The organism is Curvibacter lanceolatus ATCC 14669 (genome assembly GCF_000381265.1).
Taxonomy (GTDB): domain Bacteria; phylum Pseudomonadota; class Gammaproteobacteria; order Burkholderiales; family Burkholderiaceae_C; genus Curvibacter; species Curvibacter lanceolatus.
Map to the genome: position 1 here is coordinate 1 of NZ_KB906285.1, position 20,812 is coordinate 20,812.

Genomic DNA, 20,812 nt, shown 5'->3' on the forward strand with positions numbered 1-20,812 from the left:
CCTATAACTTTGAATCCAATTCAAAGTCTGGTTATGCCAAGACGCAATACAAAAAATAAAATCTGATTCCAAACTCTATGAATTCGCCAGGCTGTTGCTAACCAACAGCCCAGCACCAAGTTATGCCTGATGACCATAGCGAGTTGGTCCCACTCCTTCCCATCCCGAACAGGACAGTGAAACAACTCCGCGCCGATGATAGTGCGGGTTCCCGTGTGAAAGTAGGTCATCGTCAGGCTCTTACAGCCCTCAAAACCCCCTCCAGGCAACTGGCGGGGGTTTTGTCTTTGGGGGCGCGGAAACAATGGCCGTATGTATGCGACCTAGTCATCTGTCTAGGCGGTCGCCAGTTTCTTCTTGAGGATCCATTTCATCCATCCCCACCCTTGGTGGACACATGGACTCTTCTGCCATCAATTTTCCATGTCTTTGGCCTGTGCCATGGTCAATGCAGCGCCGCCTCCGAGGCCAACATCCTTACTGCCTGCCAAGCTTCTGGCGTATCAACCGCAGCGGCCTTGGCCAACAAGGCCTCAATACCAACCTGGAACACTGCGGGACAGTTGAAAGCGGTTCTGCTCACAAGCCTCGATTCATTGATTCGCGTTCAATCTTTGGTCTCGGTACCAAAACCATGACTACTTTTGACGCCACCCCAGGCTATGTTGTGTTCCAGGCCTGAAGGTGAGGCCGCTGAGCTGAGCACAGATTCATGCCGCGTCTGGAATCACCCAACGCTCTGCTGCTGATCGGATGTGGGCCCGCATTGCAGACTCGGCCATCAGGGGGTCTCTTGCGACCAGGCAGCGGTAGATTTGTTCATGCTCGGCCAGTGCTGCACTCCAGGTGGGCTGGCTTTCCAGGCGATTTCGCATGTGGCTGGCCAAGGGGCGCTGTCGTTCATCGAACAGGGTGCTGATCAAGGCGGTCAGCACTGAATTGCCGGCCATCTCGGCAATGCGCACATGAAACTCTCGGTCGTGGGCCAACACATCCCGGCCTGCAGCGATGTCGGCCCGCATGCCCTCGATGCTTTCGCGCACGCGCGCGAGTCCTTCCGGGGTCGCATTCACACAGGCCAGCACAATCACGGAGCCTTCCACCACGCCTCGGGCTTGCATCAATTCCGCAGGGCTCTCGCCCATCGGAATGGACAGGGCAGGGCGCCGCAACGCGCGTGCGCACACATAGACGCCCGAGCCCATGCGGATCTCTACGCTGCCTTCGATCTCGAGTGCGATCAGGGCTTCGCGTAGCGACGGTCGCGACACCCCCAACTGCTGCGCCAGGTCTCTCTCAGGTGGCAGGCGGCTGCCTTCGCGGAAGTCGCCACTTTGGATCAGCACGCGCACCCGGTCTGCAATCTGCTGATACAGGCGCCTGGGTTCCAGGCTCTTCTCCAGGTCGTTCATGGGTAGGTTCATGTGGAATTTGGTCTGTCCAGTTGGGTGACCGATTTGGTCAGGCCAGTTGGGCTGATGATGGAGTGTAAAGGCCATTCACGGCGCTATTCGCGCCGAAATGTTAGCAATATCAGGTATTGACGCGCAGTTGTTTGTGATTTCAGGGTTAACCCGGTAAGGCCAATTTTGGTTTTGTATTCAAATTGGCCTTACCAAAAAAGAAAGGCCGGTGCTGCTCTTCAGCGCCGCCAACACCACCTTGAACTACGCTTTCGATTTCTCTGCCCCACTGGCCTACGCGCCAGACCTGCTGGCCGGTGCGTGGACCACCTTGACGCTGTCGCTGGCTTCCACCTTTTTCGGCTTCCTGCTGGGGGTTTTGTGTGCGATCGCCAACACCAAGGGAACCCGTTGGATGGCCCGCTGCGCAGGGGCCTACATCGAGGTGATCCGCAACACGCCATTGCTGGTCCAGGTCTTCATTGTCTATTTCGGCCTTTCGTCACTTGGCTGGCAGGTGGGGGCGTTCACTGCTGCCACGGTGGCCCTGGTCGTCAACGTCGGGGCTTACACCAGCGAGATCGTGCGCGCCGGCATTGAATCGATTCCAAAAGGCCAGTTGGAAGCCGCCGAATGCATTGGCTTGAGCCGTTGGCAAACGCTGCTGCATGTGGTGCTGCCCCCCGCCATCGAGCGGGTATACCCCGCGCTCACCAGCCAGTACGTGCTGCTGATGCTGGCCTCTTCGATCTGCTCCCAGATCTCGGCCGAAGAGCTGACCGCTGTGGCCAACCGCATTCAGTCGGACACCTACCGCTCGGTGGAGACCTACCTGATCGTGGCCGTGGCTTACCTGTTGATGTCGCTGCTGATGCGGGGGCTGTTCTGGTTGCTGGCCCGCCTCGCTTTCCCACGCCGTCGCCGCCTTGGCACCCCCCTCTGACCTTTCACGGAACCTGTCACGGAGCACGACATGGGCTTTCTCAATGCAGCGCACCTGCGCTTTCTGTTCGATGGTTTGTTGTGGACCGTGGGCCTGTCCTTGCTGGCTTTCGTCGGTGGTGGGCTACTGGGGTTTGCGGTGGCGCTGGGCAGCTCCTATGGCCCGCGTGGGTCGCGCCTGCTGGTGTCGCTTTACATCAAGCTGATCCAGGGCACGCCGCTCCTGGTGCTGTTGCCCCTGGCCTACTTCGGCTTGCCGGCATTGGGGTTGGACGTGGCGCCCTTGGCGGCAGCGGCCATGGCGCTGTCGATCTACGTGTCGGCCTACCTGGGTGAGATCTGGCGCGGTTGCATCGAGTCGGTGCCCCGCACCCAGGCCGAGGCCGCCGAATGCCTGGCTTTGCGCTGGCATCAGCGGGTCTGGCATGTGATCCTGCCGCAGGCCATCAAGATCGCCACCCCGCCCACCGTGGGCTTCATGGTGCAGATCGTCAAGAACACCTCGCTGGCCTCGGCCATCGGCTTTGTCGAGCTGGCCCGGGCCGGCCAGATCATCAACAACTCCACCTTCGAGCCCTTCGTCATCTTCGTGATCGTTGCTGCGCTCTATTTCGTCCTGTGCTATCCGCTGTCGGTGCTGAGCCGTCGCCTCGAGAGGAAATTCCATGTCGCCCATCGTTGAGATCGACAACATCTCCAAGTGCTTTGGCAGCACGCGTGTGCTTGAAGGCGTGTCCTTCACCGTGCGAAAGGGCTCGGTGGTGGCCATCATCGGGCAAAGCGGCTCCGGCAAGAGCACGGCCTTGCGTTGCATCGACCGGCTCGAGACGGTGGACAGCGGCCACATCAAGGTTTGTGGTCACGATGTGACCGGCCCGGGGCTGGACCTGCACCAGCTGCGGCGCGACGTGGGCATCGTGTTCCAGAGCTACAACCTGTTCCCCCACCTCACGGTGCTGCAGAACATCATGCTGGCCCCTCGCCTGGTTCAGAAGGCCCGCAAGCCCCAGGCCCGCGACACCGCCATGGCCGTGCTCAACCAGGTGGGCCTGGCCGACAAGGCCGATCACTACCCCTCGCAGCTCTCGGGTGGGCAGCAGCAGCGTGTGGCCATCGCCCGCTCGCTGGCCATGTCGCCCCAGCTCATGCTGTTCGACGAGGTGACCTCGGCCCTCGACCCGCAACTCACCGGAGAGGTGCTGCGTGTGATGGAGCGCCTGGCCGCCGACGGCATGACCATGATCCTGGTCACCCACGAGATGGCCTTTGCCCGCAAGGTGGCCGACGAGGTCATCTTCATGCACCGCGGCCGCGTGTGGGAGCACGGGCCGGCCTCCATCCTCGATGCGCCCGCCACCACCGAGTTGCGCGATTTCGTCGGCAACGGCCTCTGATCTGCCTTCCCTCATTCATCCCTAGGAGACAAACCCATGAAAGCCCGTCGTTCCCTCTTGCTGCACACCTTGCTGGCCTCGGCCGCCCTGCTGGCCCTGTGCCAGGCACCGGCCCATGCCGATCTGCTCAAAGACATCCGCGAGGCCAAGAAGATCCGCATCGCGCAGGACACGGGCTCGCCCCCTTATGGCTTCGTGGACGATGCCCTGAAGCCCGTGGGCTCCGACGTCGAGACCGCCCAACTGCTGGCCCAGGACCTGGGCGTGGCCCTCGAAATGGTGCAGACCACCAGCCCCAACCGCATCCCCTTCCTGCAGACCGGCAAGGCCGACATCGTGATCGCCTCGCTGTCCGTCACCCCCGAGCGTGAAAAGGTCATCGACTTCTCTGTGCCCTATGCCCAGATCCAGGCCGTGGTGGCCGGCCCCAAGGGCGCCGACATCAAGGGCTTTGACGACCTCAACGGCAAGCGCGTGGCCACCACCCGGGGCTCCAACAACGACAAGGTGGCCACCCAGGCCGCCAAGGGCGCCCAGATGGTGCGCTACGACGACGACGCCACCCTGGTCACCGCCACCGTCAGTGGCCAGGCCGACATCATCGCCACCTCGCCCGCCATCGTGAACACCGTGCTGGCCAAGGCCCCCCAGAAAGACCTGGCCATCAAGTTCGTGATGCAGACCGTGCCCCTGGGCATCGGCCTGCGCAAGAACGAGCCCGAACTCAAGGCCTGGCTCAACGACTGGATCAAGCGCAACACCGACAACGGCAAGCTGGGCGCCATCTACAAGAAGTACCACGGCGGCTGAGCCGTTCCAAGCCCTGTTGCCGTTCCCATCCCACATCCACCCGACATCGAGATCCCGCCATGCTGACCGTCATCTGTGAAACCCCTGGAACCCTGCGCGCCCTGGAGCGCGACCGCCCCAGCCGCGGCGAGGGCGAGGTGCTGGTGCGCGTCAAGCGCGTGGGGGTGTGCGGCACCGACCTGCACATCTTCACCGGCAACCAGCCCTTCTTGCAGTACCCCCGTGTCATGGGGCATGAGCTGTCCGGGGTGGTCGAAGAGGCCGTGCCCGGCGGCCGCCTGGCCGTGGGCGATGTGGTGTACGTGATGCCCTACCTGTCTTGCGGGCAGTGCGTGGCCTGCCGGCAGGGCAAGACCAACTGCTGCGTCAACATCCAGGTGCTGGGCGTGCACCGCGACGGCGCCTTCACCGAGTATCTGTCGCTGCCCGAAGCCTTTGTGCACAAGGCCGAGGGCGTCACGCTCGACCAGGCCGCCATGATCGAGTTCCTGGCCATCGGCGCCCACGCGGTGCGCCGGGGCCGGGTGCAAGCCGGCCAGCGCGTGCTGGTGGTCGGGGCCGGGCCCATCGGCATGGCCGCCATGATCTTCGCCCGCCTGCGCGGCGCTGAAGTCACCGCCCTCGACGGCCGTCAGGACCGGCTCGACTTCTGCCAGCGCGAGCTGGGCGTGGCGCGCACCGTGGCCCTGGGGGAGGGCGATGAGGCCCAACTGGCCGCCGCCACCCAAAACGAATTTTTTGACCTGGTGTTCGACGCCACCGGCAACGCCCGGGCCATCGAGCGCGGCTTCGGCTTTGTGGCCCATGGGGGCCAATACGTGCTGATCTCGGTGGTGCGCGACACCATCAGCTTCTCCGACCCCGAGTTCCACAAGCGCGAAACCACCTTGCTGGGCAGCCGCAACGCCACCACCGAAGACTTCGAAACCGTGTTGAGCGCCATGCGCGCCGGCCAGGTGCCCACCGCCGCCCTCAACACCCACCGCATGGCCCTGGCCGATGTGCCGGCCGCCTTTGCCACCTTGCTCGACCCCAAGCAGGGCGTGGTCAAGGCCATCGTCGAAATCTGAGCCCCAAGCCGTACACGCCACCCTACACGCCATGGTCCAGCCCATTCTCCAGTTCGGCACCAGCCGTTTTCTGCAGGCCCACGTCGACCTGTTCATTGCCGAAGCCCTGGCCGGCGCCCCAGGCGCGGGTGAGGCCCTGGGCGGCATCACCGTCGTGCAGACCACCGACCGCGCCGATGGGGCGGCGCGCATCGCCGCGTTGGCCGACGGCAAAGGCTACCCGGTGCGCGTGCGGGGGCTGGCCGGTGGCCAACGGGTCGACCGCCTGCAGCACTGCCTGGCTGTGCGCGAGGCCTGGCACGCCAGCACCCACTGGCCCGCCTTGCGCCAGGCCGTGGCCCAGGGCGAAGTGCAAGTGATCGTCTCCAACACCGGCGACCAGGGCTATGGCCTGAGCGCGCAGGATGGCCCCGCGCTGCTGGCCGCAGGCAGCCCCGCCCCGCAGAGCTTCCCGGCCAAACTGCTCGTGTTGCTGCACGGGCGCTGGCAACAGACCCCCAACAAAACCCTCACCTTGATGCCCTGTGAGCTGGTAGAGCGCAATGGCGATGTGCTGCGCGACCTGGTCGGCCAGCTGGCCCGCCAGTGGGGCCTGCCCGAGGGCCTGCAACAGTGGCTGCAGGGCAGCCCCAGCGGGCTGGTCTGGGCCAACTCCCTGGTCGATCGCATCGTCTCCGAGGCCATCGAGCCCGTCGGCGCCGTGGCAGAGCCCTATGCCGTGTGGGTGGTCGAGCGCCAGGCCGGCCTGCAACTGCCCTGCCGGCACCCGGCGATCGTGCTCACCGACGACCTGGCCGCGCACGAGCGCCTCAAGCTGTTCCTGCTCAACGCCGGCCACACCTTTCTGGCCGAGCGCTGGCTGCTCGACCAGCGCCCTGCAGCCGAGACCGTGCGCCAGGCCATGGCCGATGCCCCCCTGCGGGCGGAGCTGGAGGCCTTGTGGCGCGACGAGATCCTGCCTGTGTTCCAGGCCCTGGGTGAAGGCCCCCAGGCCGAGGCCTACCTGCGCGATGTGCGCGAGCGCTTCGAAAACCCCTTTCTGGAGCACCGCATCGCCGACATCGCCCAGAACCACGCGGCCAAGAAGCAGCGGCGCCTCGCCCCCATCGTGGCGCTGGCGGCCCAGCGTGCCCCTGGCTTGCTGCAGCCGCGTCTGCAGGCCGCACTGGCCACCCCGAATTGACGCGCCCCCAAACCGCCCCCACTCTGCGCCCTTCCATGACCACCGAACCCCACACCCCAGCGCCCGCCCTGCAACTGTCCGCCCTCGACAACGTCGCCGTGGCCCGCCAGGCCCTGGTGCCTGGGCAGGCCCTGGCGCTGGGCGCCGGCCCGGCCGTGCTCGTGCGCGAGCCCATTGCCTCCGGCCACAAGGTGGCCTTGCAGCCCATCGCCAAGGGCCAGCCGGTCTACAAATATGGGCAGCGCATCGGCCTGGCCAGTGCCGACATCGCACCGGGCCAGCACGTGCATGTGCACAACCTGGCCATGGCCGGCAGCGAGGGCACCCAGCAGCCCGGCCAGGGCTACGTGCCCACCGTGCCGGCCGAGCAGGACCTGGGCTTTGACGGCTACCTCCGCCCCGATGGCCGCGTGGGCACGCGCAACTACCTGGGCGTGATCGCCAGCGTCAACTGCTCGGCCACCGTGTGCCGTCACATTGCCGACGCCTTCAAGGGCGAGGCCCTGACCGCCTACCCGCATGTCGATGGCGTGGTCGCCATCACCCATGGCAGCGGCTGCGGCATGGGCGATGGCGAAGGCCTGGCCCTGTTGCAACGCACCTTGCGCGGCTACGCCAACCACCCCAACTTTGCCGGCGTGCTGGTGATCGGCCTGGGCTGCGAGGTCAACCAGATCGCCCCCCTGGTCAGCGAGCTGGCGGCCCGCCCGGCTGGCCTGCTGGCCAGCCTCACCATCCAGGACGAAGGCGGCACCCGCGAGACCATTGCCGCCGGCAAAGCCCTGCTGCACACCATGCTGCAGCAGGCCAACCAGGCCCGGCGCCAACGCGTGCCGCTGTCGCACCTCACGGTCGGCCTGCAGTGCGGCGGCTCGGACGGCTACTCGGGCATCAGCGCCAACCCGGTGCTGGGGGCGGCGGTCGATCTGCTGGTGCGCCACGGCGGCCGCGCCATCCTGTCCGAAACCCCCGAGATCTATGGCGCCGAGCATCTGCTCACCCACCGCGCCGCCAGCCCCGAGGTGGCCCAGCGCCTGATGCAGCGCGTGGCCTGGTGGGAGCGCTATGCCGCGCTGCACGGTGGCGACCTCAACAACAACCCCTCCCCCGGCAACAAGGCCGGCGGCATCACCACCATCCTTGAAAAATCGCTCGGCGCGGTGGCCAAGGCCGGCTCCACCGGCCTCATGGAAGTGCTCGAATACGCCCAGCCCGTGCAGGCCCAGGGCCTGGTGTTCATGGACACCCCAGGCTACGACCCGGTCTCGGCCACCGGCCAGGTGGCCGGCGGCGCCAACCTGATCTGCTTCACCACCGGGCGCGGCAGCACCTACGGTTGCAAGCCCACGCCCTCGCTCAAGCTGGCCTCCAACACCCCCATGTTCCAGCGCATGGTGCTCGACATGGACTTTGACTGCGGCGGCGTGGTCGATGGCCGCCAGACCGTGCTCGAAGCGGGCCAGCAGCTGTTTGCCCTCATGCTGGCCACCGCCTCGGGCCAACGCAGCAAAAGCGAGGACAACGGCCTGGGCGACAACGAATTCCTGCCCTGGCAGTTGGGGGCGGTCATGTAGTGGGGGGCTCACGGCGTGTGGGCTGCGCGTTTGTTCGCATGGACGCGCGTCTGTCGCAATTTGAGAAAACCTGGGGCGGTATCCAATTGTTTCAGGGCTTACCCCCATAGGCCCCCTGGGGGGGCGCTCTAACCTCATCGGCCATGACAACACCCAGATGGAGCCCCACGATGAGCGTTCAATTCAAGATCAACGGCAAGCCGGTCACGGCCCAGGCCGAGACCGACACCCCCTTGCTGTGGGTGATCCGTGACGAGCTGGGCCTGACCGGCACCAAATTCGGCTGCGGCGCCGCCCTCTGCGGCGCCTGCACCGTGCACGTCAATGGCCAGCCCGCGCGCTCTTGCCAGACCCCGCTGAGCGCCGTGGCCGGCAAGAACGTGGCCACCGTCGAAGGCCTGGCCAAAACCGCCAACCACCCGCTGCAGGTGGCCTGGATCAAGCACGAGGTGCCCCAGTGTGGCTACTGCCAGTCGGGCCAGCTCATGAGTGCGGCGGCCTTGCTGGCGCGCAACAACAACCCCAGCGATGCCGACATCGATGCGGCCATGAGTGGCAACCTGTGCCGCTGCGGCACCTACAACCGCATGCGCGCCGCCATCAAGGATGCCGGCGCCATGATGCGCAACAAGGCCTGACCCCCGGGAGCCCCACATGAACCACCAGCAAACCGTCGCCAACACCTCCCGCCGGGCCTTTCTCAAGACCTCCACCGCCGCCACCGGCGGCCTGATCATGGGCGTCAGCCTGCCCCTGCTGGGCGCAGGCGCCGCGCAGGCCGCCGGCACCGTGCACACCCCGAACGCCTGGGTGCACATCGCCGACGACAACCGCATCACCCTGATGGTGGCCCGCTCAGAGATGGGGCAGGGCGTCTACACCTCCATGTCCATGCTGATTGCCGAAGAACTCAACGTCGGCCTCAAGCAAGTGCAGGTGGTTGCGGCACCGCCCGCTGCCGTCTATGTCAACGCCCTGCTCGGCGCCCAGATCACCGGGGGCTCCACCTCGGTGCGTGATGGCTGGGACAAGCTGCGCGTGGCCGGCGCCCAGGTGCGCCAGATGCTGCTGCAGGCGGCCGCCAACCAGTGGAGTGTCGATGTGGCCAGCCTCAAGGCCGACCAAGGCATGGTCACCGGCCCGAGCGGCAGAAAGGCCAGCTACGGCCAATTGGCCGAAGCCGCCGCCAAGCTGCCCGTGCCCGACAAGCCCGCCCTCAAAGACCCGAAAGACTTCGTGCTGGTGGGCAAGCGCACCAAGCGCATCGACACCCCTGCCAAGGTCAATGGCACCGCCGAGTTCGGCATCGACGTCAAGCTGCCCGGCATGGTCTATGCCTCACTGGCCCAGTGCCCGGTGATCGGCGGCAAGGTGGTCAGCTTGGATGCCGCCAAGGCCAAGAGCATGCCCGGCGTCATCGATGTGGTGCAGATCCCCGACGGCGTGGCCGTGGTGGCTGCCAGCTGGTGGCAGGCCAAAAAGGCGCGCGACACCCTCACCATCCAGTGGGACGAGGGCGCCGGCGCCCAGCTCAGCAGCGAGGGCATGATCAACAGCACCCGCGCCGCCGCGGCCAGCGCCAAGCCCATCGAGATCGCCAAGCCCCAGGGCGATGTGGCCGCGGCCCTCAAAGGCGCGGCCAAGGTGGTCGAGGCCGAGTACGTGCAGCCCCTGCAGGCCCACGTGCCGCTCGAGCCCATGAACTTCACGGCCCATGTCAACGGTGACACCATCCTGCTGGTGGGCCCCACCCAGTTCCAGCAAGGCGCGCAGGGGGCCGTGGCGGCGGCCCTGGGCGTCAAGCCCGAGGCCATCACCCTCAAGACCACCTACTTGGGCGGGGGCTTTGGCCGCCGCCTTGAGCTCGACTTCATCGTGCAGGCGGCGCAGATCTCCAAGGCCGTCAACAAGCCGGTCAAGCTGGTCTGGACGCGTGAGGACGACTTCACCCACGACTTCTACCGCCCCGTGGCCGTCAACCAGCTCAAGGCCGGGCTGGACGCCAGCGGCAAGCCCGTGGCCATGCACTTCAAGGTGGCTTCGCAGTCGGTCACCCAGCGCGCCTTCGGCCTGCCCGCCAACACGCTCGACCCCTTCATGGCCGAAGCCTCGGTGCCGGGCTACAACATCCCCAACACCCAGCACGACCTGGTCATCCACGATGCCGGTCTGCGCGTGGGCTACTGGCGCGCCGTCAGCCACAACATGAACGCCTTCGCCAACGAAAGCTTCATCGACGAGCTGGCCCTGGCCGCAGGTCAAGACCCCTACCGCTACCGCCTCAGCCTGCTCGAGGGCAAGCCCCGCTTTGCCAACGTGCTCAAGCTGGCCGCCGAGAAGGCCGGCTGGGGCCAGCCCCTGGCCAAGGGCCGGGCGCGCGGCATCGCGCTGATGGAGGGTTACGACACCTACATGGCCCAGGTGGCCGAGGTCAGCCTCAATGACGCGGGCGAGGTGCATGTGCACCGGGTCACCGTGGCGGTCGATCCGGGCCACATGGTCAACCCCGACACGGTCGAGGCGCAGATCCAGTCCAGCATCGTGTTCGGCATGGGCGCCGCCCTCAAGCACCAGATCACCCTGGAGGCCGGGCGCGTGCAGCAGACCAACTACAACACCTTCCAGCCGGTGCGCATGTTCGAGGCCCCCAAGGTCGACATCGTGCTGGTGCAAAGCCAGGAGAAGCCCGGCGGCATTGGCGAGCCCGCCACGGCCGTGGTGGGCCCAGCCATCGCCAATGCGGTGGCGGCACTCACCGGCAAGCGCATCCGCCGCCTGCCCATCACGGCTGAAGCGCTCAAACAGGCCTGAAGCAGAGCCCCCTCGCACGCCCTCCCGTCGGCCAGGGGGGCTTCAATCCTGTTCTTCGGGGGCGGTGGCCGGCGTGCCGACGACCTGTGTATCGGCCCCTCCCTTGAAGCGCGAGGGCCACTGCCCCGTCCAGCGCTTGAAGGCCCGAGTGAAGGCGCGATGGCTCGAAAACCCCGTGGCCCGGGCCAGCTCGGCGATCGGCCTGGGGCCGCCGGCCATCAAGGCCAGGGCTTCGCTGCGGCGCGCTTCGTCCAGCACCTGCCGGTAGCTCAAGCCCTCCAGCGCCAGGTGCCGCCTCAGGCTGCGCTCGCTGAGGTTCAAGGCACCAGCCACCCGTGCCAGGTCGGCCACCTCGGGCAGCAGCCCGCGCAGGGTGCGCTCCACGGCCAGACCCAGTGGCGAGCTTGACCCCCAACGCTGCTGCTCGCTCTCCAGCCCCTGCAAGGCCAGGCGATGGGCCAGGCTGCTTGCCCAGGGCAGCCGGAATGCCAACCAATCGTGGTGCATGCGCAAGGCGTTCTGCGGGCGCCCGAAGTGGACAGGGCAGCCAAAATAGGCGGTGTAGCCCGCCGCACGCAGGGGCGCCGGGTGCATCAACTCCACCACCGCGGGGGCACACATCGTCTGGCTCGTCTGGCGCAGCTGTTGCACCGTGGCGGCAAACGTCAGCTCCACCAAAAAGGGCTGCAGATCACTCTCCCCGCCAAAGGCCTCGGCGATCAGCACCAGGCCGTCCGGCGCGCTGCCTTCCCGCAGGTCAAGCAGGTAGCCGGCGCTGGCGGGGTGGTGCAGGCACAGCCCCAGGGCATCGCCCAGGGTCGTGGCACCCAGCAGCCCCAGGGCCAGCGTCCCCCAGTCGGTCAGCACCATCTGCCGTCCCAGGCGCAGCGCCAGATCGGGCTGCGGCATCAGGCGCAGGCATCGGCGCACCAGGGTGATGGCCTCCCGGTGTGACACCGCCAAGCCGGGTTTTGCCAGGTCCGCGAGGCTCAATCCAAGGCCCCTGAGCAAGACCGCTGGATCAATGCCCTGGCGCACCGCCTGCGCGAGCAGGGCCGCCACAAACACCGGTGCCACGAGCGTCTGTGCGCGCCCGCCGGGTGGTCGTCCGTGCGTCACCGGCCGGCCTGCATGTGCCGCCCGGCCCCAGCCCCAGCCGTCACCGCCTGCTGCCGAATCCATCCATCACGGTCCATGTCGGTTCCCCGAGGTTTTTCCGTGCTCAGTGTCCGCTGGCGCCGGGCCCAAAGCGGTAGTGTGTTCGTCATGGAACAACGATCCGTGCCGCAAAAAGTCATCTGGACGGCCACTCTTGGGACCCTGGCGGTCAATCGACGGGCTGCAGGGTCATGAATGCGAACAAATGATTGCCAGGGCGGCCATCTGCATGCCAGATGGGGGGCGAATGCAGACCACCGGCCGGGCCGTCGCCAGCCGTGCTGTCGCCTCAGCAATCACCTTTTCCGAGACCCCTCAACATGTCCCTCTTTCGCAACCTTGGCATCAGCGGCCGCCTGTACGGCGTGTCCTTGCTGCTCATCACGGCCCTCACCGCATTGGCCATCAGCACCTGGAGCCAACTTCTGTATGTGCGCGACCTGGCCCAAAGCGCGGGCAGCGTGAAGGTGCTGCAACTGGAGCTGATCGCCAGCACCGAGCTGAAGGTGACCCAAGTGCTGTCCGACCTGCGCCAGGCCCTGCTGATGAAGGCCCCCAAAGACACCGAGCTGGCCGTGCAGGGCATCCAGGCCAAGCGCACCAAGATCTCGAAGAACGATGCTGATTACCTGAAGGAGCTGCGCAGCCAGGACAGCCGCGATGCGTTCCAGCGCGACTGGCTCCAGCTGCAGACTGTGACCTGGCCGGTCGCCGAGGCCAATCTGCAGCTGCTGAAAGACGGCAAGGCCGAGGAGGCGCAAACCATGCTGATCAACCAGACCATCCCGGCCTTTACCCGCATGCAGGACTGGCTGATCACGGCGCGCAGCGCGCAAGGCAAGTCACTGAGCCAGGAGGTCGATGCCATCGGCGCTGCAGCCGACAGCATCCGCTTCTTCCTGGTCACGCTGGTGGTGGCCATCTCAGTGGGCCTGCTGGTGTTCTCCTGGTACATCGCGCGCCTGCTGCGCCGCCGTGTCACCACCTCGCGCGAAGTGGCCGAGCGCGTGCGCCAGGGCGACTTCACCGTGCCCGTGGACGATTCGGTGTCTGACGAATTCAGCCCCTTGCTGCAGTCCCTCTCGGCCATGCAGGACTCCTTGACCACGGTGGTGGGCACGGTGCGCGAGAACGCCGAGTCGGTGGCCACCGCCAGTGCCCAGATCGCCCAGGGCAACCAGGACCTGAGCCAGCGCACCGAAGAGCAGGCCAGCAGCCTCGAAGAGACGGCCGCCTCGATGGAGGAGCTGGGCTCCACCGTGCGCCAGACCTCCGACAACGCCAACCAGGCCAACCAGCTGGCCAAGGGCGCCACGGCGGTGGCCATCAAGGGCGGCCAGGTGGTGGGCCAGGTGGTGGACACCATGCGCGGCATCAACGAGTCATCGAGAAAAATCGCCGACATCATCGGCGTCATCGACGGCATCGCCTTCCAGACCAACATCCTGGCCTTGAATGCCGCGGTCGAGGCCGCGCGTGCCGGTGAGCAGGGCCGCGGCTTTGCCGTGGTCGCCAGCGAAGTGCGCAGCCTGGCCCAGCGTTCGGCAGAGGCCGCCAAAGAGATCAAGGCCCTCATCTCGGCCAGCGTCGAGCGGGTGGAGCAGGGCACGCAGTTGGTTGACCAGGCCGGGGTGACCATGAGCGAGATCGTGGCCTCCATCCAGCGCGTCACCGACCTCATGGGCGAGATCAGCAGTGCTGGCAGCGAGCAGAATGCCGGCGTCAGCCAGGTCGGTCAGGCCGTCATGCAGATGGATCAGGTCACCCAGCAGAACGCTTCGCTGGTCGAGCAAAGCGCTGCCGCGGCCGAAAGCCTCAAGGCGCAGGCCCTGCAACTGGTGCAGGCCGTGTCCGTCTTCAGGTTGGCGCACGATGCGCGCGCCCCGCAACGCGCGCTGCCCGCTGCCGCAACTCCCTTCGCTGGCAGGCCTGCAGCCAGCCGCCGCCCCATGCGCAGCCTGGCCGCGCCATCGGCCTGGCCCGCACCGTCGGAACAAGACTCTTTCTGAGCCCCCGGCCCGGGGTGGGGGCCACCCCGGTCATTTCGACCAAGTGGCTCGTCAAAATGACCGCCCACCCCGGCTTGCCCGCCACTTTGTGCGCTGGCAACGGTGCGGCACCCCCCCTAGACTTTTTCTCATCGATCCACCCCTTTGAGAGAGAGTCCGCCATGCCTCAAGCGCTCCATACCCTCCCCACCCCTCTGCGCAGCGTCCTGGTCCTGGGGGCCGGCAAGGTCGGCAGCACCATCGCCGACATGGTGGCCGAGGCCCACCAAACCCCCGTCACCCTGGCCGACCAGCACCCCGCTATTCAGCCTGCCACCCAGCCCGACGATGCCCTGGTGCAGCACCTGCAGCTGGATGTGCGCCACCCCGCCGCCCTGTCCGCGGCCCTGGCGCAGCACCCGGTGGTGATCAACGCCTTGCCCTACTTTCTGGCCCAGACCGTCGCGCCCCAGGCGGCTCGGCTGGGCGTGCACTACTTCGACCTGACCGAAGATGTGGCCGCCACCCAGGCCATCCGCCAGTTGGCGGTGGGCGCCCGCAGCCTGCTCATGCCCCAGTGCGGCCTGGCCCCGGGCGTGATCGGCATGCTCGGCATGCAGCTGGCGGGTGGCTTCGACGAGCTGTTCGACCTGAACCTGCGCGTGGGCGCGCTCACCCGCCACGCCACCAACCGCCTGCGCTACAACTTCACCTGGAGCATCGACGGCGTCATCAATGAGTACTGCCAGCCCTGCGAGGCCATCGTGCAAGGCCAGCGCGTCATCACCCAGCCGCTGGAGGGGCTGGAGCAATTGCTGCTTGATGGCGACACCTACGAAGCCTTCAACACCTCGGGCGGGCTGGGCACCCTGTGCGAAACCCTGCAAGGCCGGGTGCGCAACCTCAGCTACAAGACGCTGCGCTACCCGGGCCACCGCGACGCCATGGACTTTCTGCTGCACGACCTGCGCCTGGTCGAGCAGCGCGATCTGCTGCGCCAGGTGCTGGACCGCGCTGTGCCGCACAGCCGCGACGATGTGGTCATCGTGCATGCCTCGGCCACCGGCCTGCGCCAGGGCCGCCTGGAGCAGCAGACCCGCCTCGCCCGGGTGCTGGGCGCCCCCTTGCGGGGCCGCCAGCGCACCGCCATCGAGCTGAGCACCGCCGCCGGCGTGGTGGGGGTGCTGGAGTTGCTGCAACGCGGCCAGTTGCCCAGCGCGGGCTTTGTCAGCCAGGAGCAGGTGCCCCTGCAGGCCCTGCTGGCCACCCGGGTCGGGCACCACTATGCGGGCTTGCGTGAGCAGGCCGGGCCTGGCCCGGATGTTGCACCGGTGCTTGGGTCCGCAGCGGGTCCCGCAGTGGGGGTGTCGGAGCGGCCCTCGGCCGAGGTGCTTGCCGTCCATGCCTGAATCTGCGCCGATCAGAACTTTTGCGATGGCATACTGAGCCGCGTCGGCGGCGCCCTGCGGCGCGGCCTGGGGCCTTTGTGGCCCGCACAGACCAACAAAAGGGTTTTTCAATGAGCAGCACGGTGGCCGTTCTGGGCGCTGGCATGGTGGGCGTGTCTTGCGCGCTGGAGCTTCAACGACGTGGCCACCAGGTCACCCTGGTCGACCGCCTGGGCCCCGGGCGGGAAACCTCCTACGGCAATGCCGGCGTGTTGGCGCGCAGCTCGCTGATCCCCTTCAACAACCCCGGGCTGTGGGCCAGCCTGCCCACCCTGCTGAAGAACCGCACGGCCCAGTTCCGCTACAACCCCGCCTTCCTGGCACGCCATCCCGGCTGGGGGCTGGGCTTTCTGGCCCGGGCCCGCCAGGCCCCGTTCCAGCAGACCGCCGCCGCCCTCGATGCGCTGATCCGCCTCAGCCAGCCCGCGCACCGCCAATGGCTGGCCGAAGCCGGGCAAAGCCATCGCCTGCGCGAGAACGGCTGGATCTTTCTGTACCGCAGCCAGGCGGCCTTTGACGCCGGGCAATTCGGGCGCGATACCCTGGCCCAGTTCGGTGTGCAGACCGAGCCCCTGGATGCCGCTGCCTTGCACGCGCTGGAGCCGCACCTGCGCCCCCTGTTCCCACGTGCCCTGTGGGTACGCGATGCCGCCTCGGTCGACAGCCCCGGCGCGGTGACCGAAAGCTATGCCCGCCTGTTCAGTGCCCGCGGCGGGCGCTTGCTGCAGGCCCCAGTGCAGGGCCTGGCCCGCACAGGCCCCGACGGGGCCTGGCAGCTCGATCTGGGCGAGGCCGGTCCGCTGGTCGCCCAGCGCGTGGTGCTGGCGCTGGGCCCCTGGAGCAAGGGCTTTCTGCAGCAGCACCTGGGCCTGTCGGTGCCCATGGCCTTCGAGCGCGGCTACCACATGCACTACGCGGCCGAGGGTGAGGCCAGCCTGAGCCGGCCGGTGTACGACAGCGCGGGCGGCTATGTGCTCTCCCCCATGGCCCAGGGCCTGCGCCTGAGCACCGGGGTGGAGCTGACCGACCTCGACGCCCCGCCCAAGCTCACCCAGCTCGACCTGGCCGAAACGGCTGCCCGCCAGGCCTTCGCGCTGGCGCAGCGCCTGGAGGACCAGCCCTGGCTGGGCCGGCGCCCCACCTTGCCCGACAGCCGCCCCGCGATTGGCGCAGCACCCGGTCAGCCCGGCCTGTGGCTGGCCTTTGGCCACCAGCACATCGGCTTCAGCACCGGGCCCGGCACCGCTTTGCTGCTGGGTGCCTTGATGGATGGCGAGGCCCCCCCGGTGCCGGCCGCACCATTCCGTCCGGAGCGCTTCGTGCGCTGATGCACCATGGACGTCAAACTCGACGACACCGACCGCCACCTGCTGAGCCTGCTGCAGGCCAATGCCCGCGAGCCCGTGGCCAACCTGGCCCGCAAGCTCAAGATCGCCCGCACCACCGTGGCCGCCCGCATCGCCCGCCTGGAGCGCGAGGGCGTGGTGGCCGGCTACGGTGTGCGCCTGGGCCAGCCGCTGGAGCAGGCCGCCGTGCGCGCCTGGTGCGGCCTCAGCGTCAATGCCAAGAAGGCCAGCGCCGTGGTGCAGGCGCTGGAGCGCCTGCCCGAGGTGGAAGAGCTGTGCGCCGTCAGCGGCGCCTTCGACTACCTGGCCCTGCTGCGTTGTGCCACCCCGGAGCAGCTCGACCGCCTGTTGGACCAACTGGGCCAGATCGAGGGCATCCACCAGACGCACACCTCGCTCATCCTCAGCCGCAAGATCGACCGGCGCAGCACGGTGCCAGCCCCCGGCTGACACCTCAGGCTGACACTTCAGGCAAACGCTTCAGGCAAACGCTTCAGGCAAACACCGCGCGCGTCACCGCCAGCAGCTCCTGGGTCACAAAGCGCACCAGCGGATCGGAGGCGTCACGCCGGTGCGTCACCATCGAGATCGGCAGCACCAGAGCGCGCCAGGGCAGGGGCGCGATCCGCAGATCGCCATGGCTGCCGAACAGGCGCGTCAGCATGTCGGGCAGCACCGCCACCAGCGGGCTTTGCTTCACCACGAAGGGGATCGACAGCGGGTTGGCCGTGTGTGCCACCACCTGCCGCCTCAGCCCCTGTTGCTGAAACACCTTGTCCACCAGGCCCGGGCCATCGCCGGCGTAGCTGGTGTGGATGTTTGGCAGCCGGGCCAGATCGGCGGGCCGGGGCCGGGCCGGCACCTTCAACAGCGCCGGGTTGTACACGCAGCCAAAGCCCGAGCGGAACAACAGCACCGGCTCGTGCACGCTGCGCAGCCGGGGGAAGTGCCCCAGCGCCATGCGGATCTCGCCCGCGTCCAGTTGCTCCAGCTGCTGCCAGGCCGGCACCGGGCGCACCGACAGGCTCAGGCCCGGGGCTTTTTGCCGCAATGCCGCCACCAGGCCGGGCAACAGCAGCGCCTCCAGCGGGTCGTTCAGGCACAGGTCAAAGCGCTCCTGCACACGCTGGGGGTCGAAGGCCGCCTCGCTCAGCGTCATGGCCTGGGCCTCGGCCAGCCATTGGCGAACCCGTGGCGCCAGGGCCTGGGCCCGGGCGGTGGGCACCATGGCGGCCCCTTCGCGGTACAGGATGTCGTCGCCCAGCCACTCGCGCAGGCGCGCCTGGGCGTGGCTCATGGCCGGCTGGCCCACGCACAGGCGGGCTGCGGCGCGGGTCACGCTGCGCTCGGCCACCAGGGCATCCAGGGCCACCAGCAGGTTCAGGTCCAGGCGGCGCAGGGCGGTGTGATCAAAATCAGCCATGTTGATGTTGTGCATCAGAACAATCGATTGGCCTGATTGTGCAGGTCTGGGCAAACTCCGGCCTGGTCACTGTTGGCCAGCCCCTGTTTTTTCGCTTTTTTGCCCCCGTCTGCTGCCCATGTCTGTTGTGTCTGCCCCCGCCTTCCCGGCCCCCCGTGAGCGCCCCTCCACCGCCGCACAGCTGCTGGCGCTGGCCGCCGTCACCAGTGTGGAGTTCCTCGAGAACGGCCTGGTGCTGTTTGGCGCCGGGCCCATCATGGCCGGGGCGGGGGTGTCGGCCTCGGCCTTCGCGCTGGTGTATGCCGCCTATGGCGCTGCGGCCGTCTTCATGCTCTACAAGCACCAGTGGCTGGTCGAGCGCCTGGGTTACCGCCGCTTTGTCGCACTGTCCCTGCTCGTCTTCGGCCTGGGCTCGGGGGTCTGTGCCACCAGCCCGGCCGATGGCAGCGTGCTCCAACTGGCGCTGGGGCGACTGCTGCAGGGCCTGGGGGGCTCCACCTTCTTTGTGGCCGGGCGCATGCTGATCAACGAGCTGCCGCCCGAGCGGCGCTTCCAGGGCCTGCTGACCTTTGTCTGCGCCTTGCTGGGTGGCACCGCGCTGGCGCCGCTGCTGGCCGCGGCCTTGCTGGGCCTGGGGGGCTGGCGCGCGCTGTTCTGGTTCGGGCTGGTCTGGGCCGTGTGGGTTGCCTGGGCGGCCCGGGGCTGCCTGCCGGCCCAGCGCAGTGCGCCCCATGAGCGCTCGCAAGAGCATTGGGGCTGGCTGCTGGTCGTGCTGGCCGGGGTGTGCGGCCTGCAGTGGGTGATTCAGCAGATCCCGGTGCAGCAGGCGGGTGCGCTGTCTGGGCGCTGGCTGGCCGTGGCCGGGGTGTCCACGGTGGTGCTCAGCCTGTTTGCCTGGCGCCAATGGGGGCGCGAGCGCCCCCTGATCAACTACCGCGGCCTGGTGCAACAGCGCTATCTGGTGGGTCTGGTGTTCTATGCCCTGGGCTACTTCTTGGCCGGTGCCATGGGTTTGCTCCTGCCCTGGATGCTGCACCAGGAACTGGGCTTTTCCTTGCTGGCCACGGCCCTGTGGACATCGCTGGGGCTGTGCAGCAGTGTCGGCATGGCCTTGGCTCACATCTTTGTGGCCCGGCGCTGGCCACGCCACCAGGGCTTCATGCTGTCGGGGGTGCTGCTGCAGGCGCTGGCCTGCCTGCTGCTGTCCCAGGTTCAACACGCAGGGCAGGGCGTTCAGGGCCCGGCCTGGAGCGTGCTGGCGCTGTGTCTGGGCACGGTGTTGAGCGGCCTGTCGCTGCCCTTGTTCATCGGCCCGGTGGCCCAGGGCACGTTTCTGGAGTTGCCCCCGGCGGTGTTCTCGCACGGCTACCAGGTCAAGAACATCGTGCGCCAGCTCAGCCTGTCTTTCAGCGTGGCACTGCTCACGGGTTTGCTGCACCAGCTGGGCGAAGGCCACCTGGCCCGCCTGGGGGGCGCTTTGCAGGGCCTGGGGGCCTGGCTGGGCACGCCGGTGGCCCAGCCGGCGGCCTGCGTCTTCCTGCTGCTGGCCTTTCTGTCCCTGCCGCTGGCATTGGCGGTGCTGCTGCAGCGCGTGTTCCGCTGAACCGGCTGGGCTGGGCTGGGCTGGGCTGGGCTGGGCGCACTGGCCGGGCGTTTACGACATTTTTGCGCCCGGCCTGCCAGCTTCATCGGCATTTTTACGCGCCCTTTTTTAAGCTCATCCCCGAGTGCCAAGCCCCCACGGCACGTCGGAACACACGCATGAGCCTGTTCGCTTTTCTGTTGTCACCCTTGCGCATGGCCCGCCCGCGTACTGCCGGCCCGCGCACGGCGGCTGCCGGGCATCGCCCACCGGCTGCCCCGGCCCCCCGCGCGTTGGAAAGAATGCGCGTCACCGTGGCGGCCTGCGAGGCGGCCCAGGCGCACCAGGCCGTGGCCACCTGCCCGAACAGCCGCATCGAATGCTGCCTGCCCTGGCCCGCCGATGCCCGCGTGCAGCTGCACATCAGCCACCCGGCCGGGCAGGCGGCCGCCTTGCGGCGCTGCCTGCAGCGCGCGGTGCCCAGTTGCGACTGGGGCTCGCTCAATCCTCCGCTTAACCCGCCGCGCAACCCGCCGCTCAACCCTCGCTTGGCCCGGCACCGCTGAGGGCTCAGCCCCCGGTGCCGGAGCGTGCTCAGTGCTTGCACTGCAGCCACCAGGCGTTTGCGCGGCCGCCTGCCGATGACCCCTAGCCGTGCACAACCTCCATCGCCATCACCG

19 protein-coding genes and 1 rRNA gene are annotated in these 20,812 nt (G+C 67.7%); 17 read left to right on the forward strand and 3 right to left on the reverse strand.

Annotated features, from left to right (window positions below; genetic code table 11):
- Positions 1-125 precede the first annotated feature (125 nt).
- Positions 126-238, forward strand: a 5S ribosomal RNA gene (rrf, locus tag F624_RS0129565).
- 159 nt (positions 239-397) lie between these two features.
- Positions 398-682 (forward strand): hypothetical protein, encoded by a 285-nt coding sequence (locus F624_RS35195; protein WP_157443697.1) that lies wholly within the window; start codon positions 398-400, stop codon positions 680-682.
- 28 nt (positions 683-710) lie between these two features.
- On the opposite strand, the gene F624_RS0129570 is transcribed toward F624_RS35195, so the two are convergent.
- Positions 711-1,424 carry a FadR/GntR family transcriptional regulator gene (locus F624_RS0129570; protein ID WP_245573769.1) on the reverse strand — a complete coding sequence of 238 codons (714 nt, stop codon included), beginning with the start codon at positions 1,422-1,424 and terminating at the stop codon, positions 711-713.
- 238 nt (positions 1,425-1,662) lie between these two features.
- Between F624_RS0129570 and F624_RS0129575 the strand changes: the two genes are divergently transcribed.
- From F624_RS0129575 to F624_RS0129615, 9 genes are all read left to right on the forward strand, one after another.
- A complete protein-coding gene (locus F624_RS0129575; RefSeq protein WP_031256731.1) occupies positions 1,663-2,346 on the forward strand; it encodes an amino acid ABC transporter permease in 684 nt (227 codons plus the stop codon).
- A 30-nt stretch (positions 2,347-2,376) separates the two neighbouring features.
- The gene (locus F624_RS0129580) at positions 2,377-3,027 is read left to right on the forward strand and encodes an amino acid ABC transporter permease (RefSeq protein WP_019577999.1); all 651 of its coding nucleotides are present in this window, start codon (positions 2,377-2,379) and stop codon (positions 3,025-3,027) included.
- Positions 3,011-3,739: an amino acid ABC transporter ATP-binding protein gene (locus F624_RS0129585; protein WP_019578000.1), complete on the forward strand. Its 729-nt coding sequence runs from the start codon at positions 3,011-3,013 to the stop codon at positions 3,737-3,739. The genes F624_RS0129580 and F624_RS0129585 overlap by 17 nt, the downstream gene beginning before the upstream one ends.
- A 36-nt stretch (positions 3,740-3,775) precedes the next feature.
- Positions 3,776-4,549 carry a transporter substrate-binding domain-containing protein gene (locus tag F624_RS0129590; protein ID WP_019578001.1) on the forward strand — a complete coding sequence of 258 codons (774 nt, stop codon included), beginning with the start codon at positions 3,776-3,778 and terminating at the stop codon, positions 4,547-4,549.
- Between the two features lie 59 nt (positions 4,550-4,608).
- Positions 4,609-5,619 carry a zinc-binding alcohol dehydrogenase family protein gene (locus F624_RS0129595; RefSeq protein WP_019578002.1) on the forward strand — a complete coding sequence of 337 codons (1,011 nt, stop codon included), beginning with the start codon at positions 4,609-4,611 and terminating at the stop codon, positions 5,617-5,619.
- Between the two features lie 31 nt (positions 5,620-5,650).
- Positions 5,651-6,802 carry a mannitol dehydrogenase family protein gene (locus F624_RS0129600; protein ID WP_019578003.1) on the forward strand — a complete coding sequence of 384 codons (1,152 nt, stop codon included), beginning with the start codon at positions 5,651-5,653 and terminating at the stop codon, positions 6,800-6,802.
- Positions 6,803-6,837: 35 nt separating this feature from the next.
- Positions 6,838-8,376 carry a UxaA family hydrolase gene (locus F624_RS0129605; protein ID WP_019578004.1) on the forward strand — a complete coding sequence of 513 codons (1,539 nt, stop codon included), beginning with the start codon at positions 6,838-6,840 and terminating at the stop codon, positions 8,374-8,376.
- A gap of 170 nt (positions 8,377-8,546) precedes the next feature.
- Positions 8,547-9,014, forward strand: a complete 468-nt coding sequence (locus F624_RS0129610) for a (2Fe-2S)-binding protein (protein WP_019578005.1) — start codon at positions 8,547-8,549, stop codon at positions 9,012-9,014.
- Between the two features lie 16 nt (positions 9,015-9,030).
- Positions 9,031-11,187 (forward strand): xanthine dehydrogenase family protein molybdopterin-binding subunit, encoded by a 2,157-nt coding sequence (locus F624_RS0129615; protein ID WP_019578006.1) that lies wholly within the window; start codon positions 9,031-9,033, stop codon positions 11,185-11,187.
- Positions 11,188-11,229: 42 nt separating this feature from the next.
- Here F624_RS0129615 and F624_RS0129620 read toward each other — a convergent pair whose 3' ends face one another.
- On the reverse strand, positions 11,230-12,369 hold the full coding sequence (locus F624_RS0129620; RefSeq protein ID WP_084679796.1) for an AraC family transcriptional regulator: 1,140 nt from the start codon (positions 12,367-12,369) through the stop codon (positions 11,230-11,232).
- A 296-nt stretch (positions 12,370-12,665) separates the two neighbouring features.
- Here F624_RS0129620 and F624_RS0129625 point away from each other — a divergent pair, with 296 nt between their 5' ends.
- The 4 genes from F624_RS0129625 to F624_RS0129640 all read left to right on the forward strand — a co-directional run bounded on the left by F624_RS0129625 (position 12,666) and on the right by F624_RS0129640 (position 17,577).
- Positions 12,666-14,354, forward strand: coding sequence for a methyl-accepting chemotaxis protein (locus tag F624_RS0129625; protein ID WP_019578008.1), 1,689 nt, complete (start codon positions 12,666-12,668; stop codon positions 14,352-14,354).
- A 161-nt stretch (positions 14,355-14,515) separates the two neighbouring features.
- Complete coding sequence (locus F624_RS0129630) at positions 14,516-15,742, forward strand: saccharopine dehydrogenase family protein (RefSeq protein WP_019578009.1); 1,227 nt, start codon at positions 14,516-14,518, stop codon at positions 15,740-15,742.
- Between the two features lie 110 nt (positions 15,743-15,852).
- Complete coding sequence (locus F624_RS0129635) at positions 15,853-17,109, forward strand: NAD(P)/FAD-dependent oxidoreductase (RefSeq protein ID WP_019578010.1); 1,257 nt, start codon at positions 15,853-15,855, stop codon at positions 17,107-17,109.
- A gap of 6 nt (positions 17,110-17,115) precedes the next feature.
- Complete coding sequence (locus tag F624_RS0129640) at positions 17,116-17,577, forward strand: Lrp/AsnC family transcriptional regulator (RefSeq protein ID WP_019578011.1); 462 nt, start codon at positions 17,116-17,118, stop codon at positions 17,575-17,577.
- Between the two features lie 43 nt (positions 17,578-17,620).
- Here F624_RS0129640 and F624_RS0129645 read toward each other — a convergent pair whose 3' ends face one another.
- Complete coding sequence (locus F624_RS0129645; RefSeq protein ID WP_157443698.1) at positions 17,621-18,550, reverse strand: LysR family transcriptional regulator; 930 nt, start codon at positions 18,548-18,550, stop codon at positions 17,621-17,623.
- Positions 18,551-18,668: 118 nt separating this feature from the next.
- Here F624_RS0129645 and F624_RS0129650 point away from each other — a divergent pair, with 118 nt between their 5' ends.
- Positions 18,669-20,153, forward strand: a complete 1,485-nt coding sequence (locus F624_RS0129650) for an MFS transporter (RefSeq protein ID WP_019578013.1) — start codon at positions 18,669-18,671, stop codon at positions 20,151-20,153.
- A 158-nt stretch (positions 20,154-20,311) separates the two neighbouring features.
- Positions 20,312-20,698: a hypothetical protein gene (locus tag F624_RS0129655; RefSeq protein ID WP_157443699.1), complete on the forward strand. Its 387-nt coding sequence runs from the start codon at positions 20,312-20,314 to the stop codon at positions 20,696-20,698.
- The last annotated feature ends 114 nt before the right edge of the window (positions 20,699-20,812 follow it).

Bases quoted from the DNA above. Each gene is read 5' to 3' on its own strand.
- F624_RS35195 (WP_157443697.1), top strand. From the start codon at position 398: ATGGACTCTTCTGCCATCAATTTTCCATGTCTTTGGCCTGTGCCATGG.
- F624_RS0129630 (WP_019578009.1), top strand. From the start codon at position 14,516: ATGCCTCAAGCGCTCCATACCCTCCCCACCCCTCTGCGCAGCGTCCTG.
- F624_RS0129590 (WP_019578001.1), top strand. From the start codon at position 3,776: ATGAAAGCCCGTCGTTCCCTCTTGCTGCACACCTTGCTGGCCTCGGCC.
- F624_RS0129605 (WP_019578004.1), top strand. From the start codon at position 6,838: ATGACCACCGAACCCCACACCCCAGCGCCCGCCCTGCAACTGTCCGCC.
- F624_RS0129615 (WP_019578006.1), top strand. From the start codon at position 9,031: ATGAACCACCAGCAAACCGTCGCCAACACCTCCCGCCGGGCCTTTCTC.
- F624_RS0129635 (WP_019578010.1), top strand. From the start codon at position 15,853: ATGAGCAGCACGGTGGCCGTTCTGGGCGCTGGCATGGTGGGCGTGTCT.
- F624_RS0129610 (WP_019578005.1), top strand. From the start codon at position 8,547: ATGAGCGTTCAATTCAAGATCAACGGCAAGCCGGTCACGGCCCAGGCC.
- F624_RS0129600 (WP_019578003.1), top strand. From the start codon at position 5,651: ATGGTCCAGCCCATTCTCCAGTTCGGCACCAGCCGTTTTCTGCAGGCC.
- F624_RS0129650 (WP_019578013.1), top strand. From the start codon at position 18,669: ATGTCTGTTGTGTCTGCCCCCGCCTTCCCGGCCCCCCGTGAGCGCCCC.
- F624_RS0129645 (WP_157443698.1), bottom strand. From the start codon at position 18,550: ATGGCTGATTTTGATCACACCGCCCTGCGCCGCCTGGACCTGAACCTG.
- F624_RS0129625 (WP_019578008.1), top strand. From the start codon at position 12,666: ATGTCCCTCTTTCGCAACCTTGGCATCAGCGGCCGCCTGTACGGCGTG.
- F624_RS0129585 (WP_019578000.1), top strand. From the start codon at position 3,011: ATGTCGCCCATCGTTGAGATCGACAACATCTCCAAGTGCTTTGGCAGC.
- F624_RS0129640 (WP_019578011.1), top strand. From the start codon at position 17,116: ATGGACGTCAAACTCGACGACACCGACCGCCACCTGCTGAGCCTGCTG.
- F624_RS0129655 (WP_157443699.1), top strand. From the start codon at position 20,312: ATGAGCCTGTTCGCTTTTCTGTTGTCACCCTTGCGCATGGCCCGCCCG.
- F624_RS0129620 (WP_084679796.1), bottom strand. From the start codon at position 12,369: ATGGATTCGGCAGCAGGCGGTGACGGCTGGGGCTGGGGCCGGGCGGCA.
- F624_RS0129595 (WP_019578002.1), top strand. From the start codon at position 4,609: ATGCTGACCGTCATCTGTGAAACCCCTGGAACCCTGCGCGCCCTGGAG.
- F624_RS0129580 (WP_019577999.1), top strand. From the start codon at position 2,377: ATGGGCTTTCTCAATGCAGCGCACCTGCGCTTTCTGTTCGATGGTTTG.
- F624_RS0129570 (WP_245573769.1), bottom strand. From the start codon at position 1,424: ATGAACCTACCCATGAACGACCTGGAGAAGAGCCTGGAACCCAGGCGC.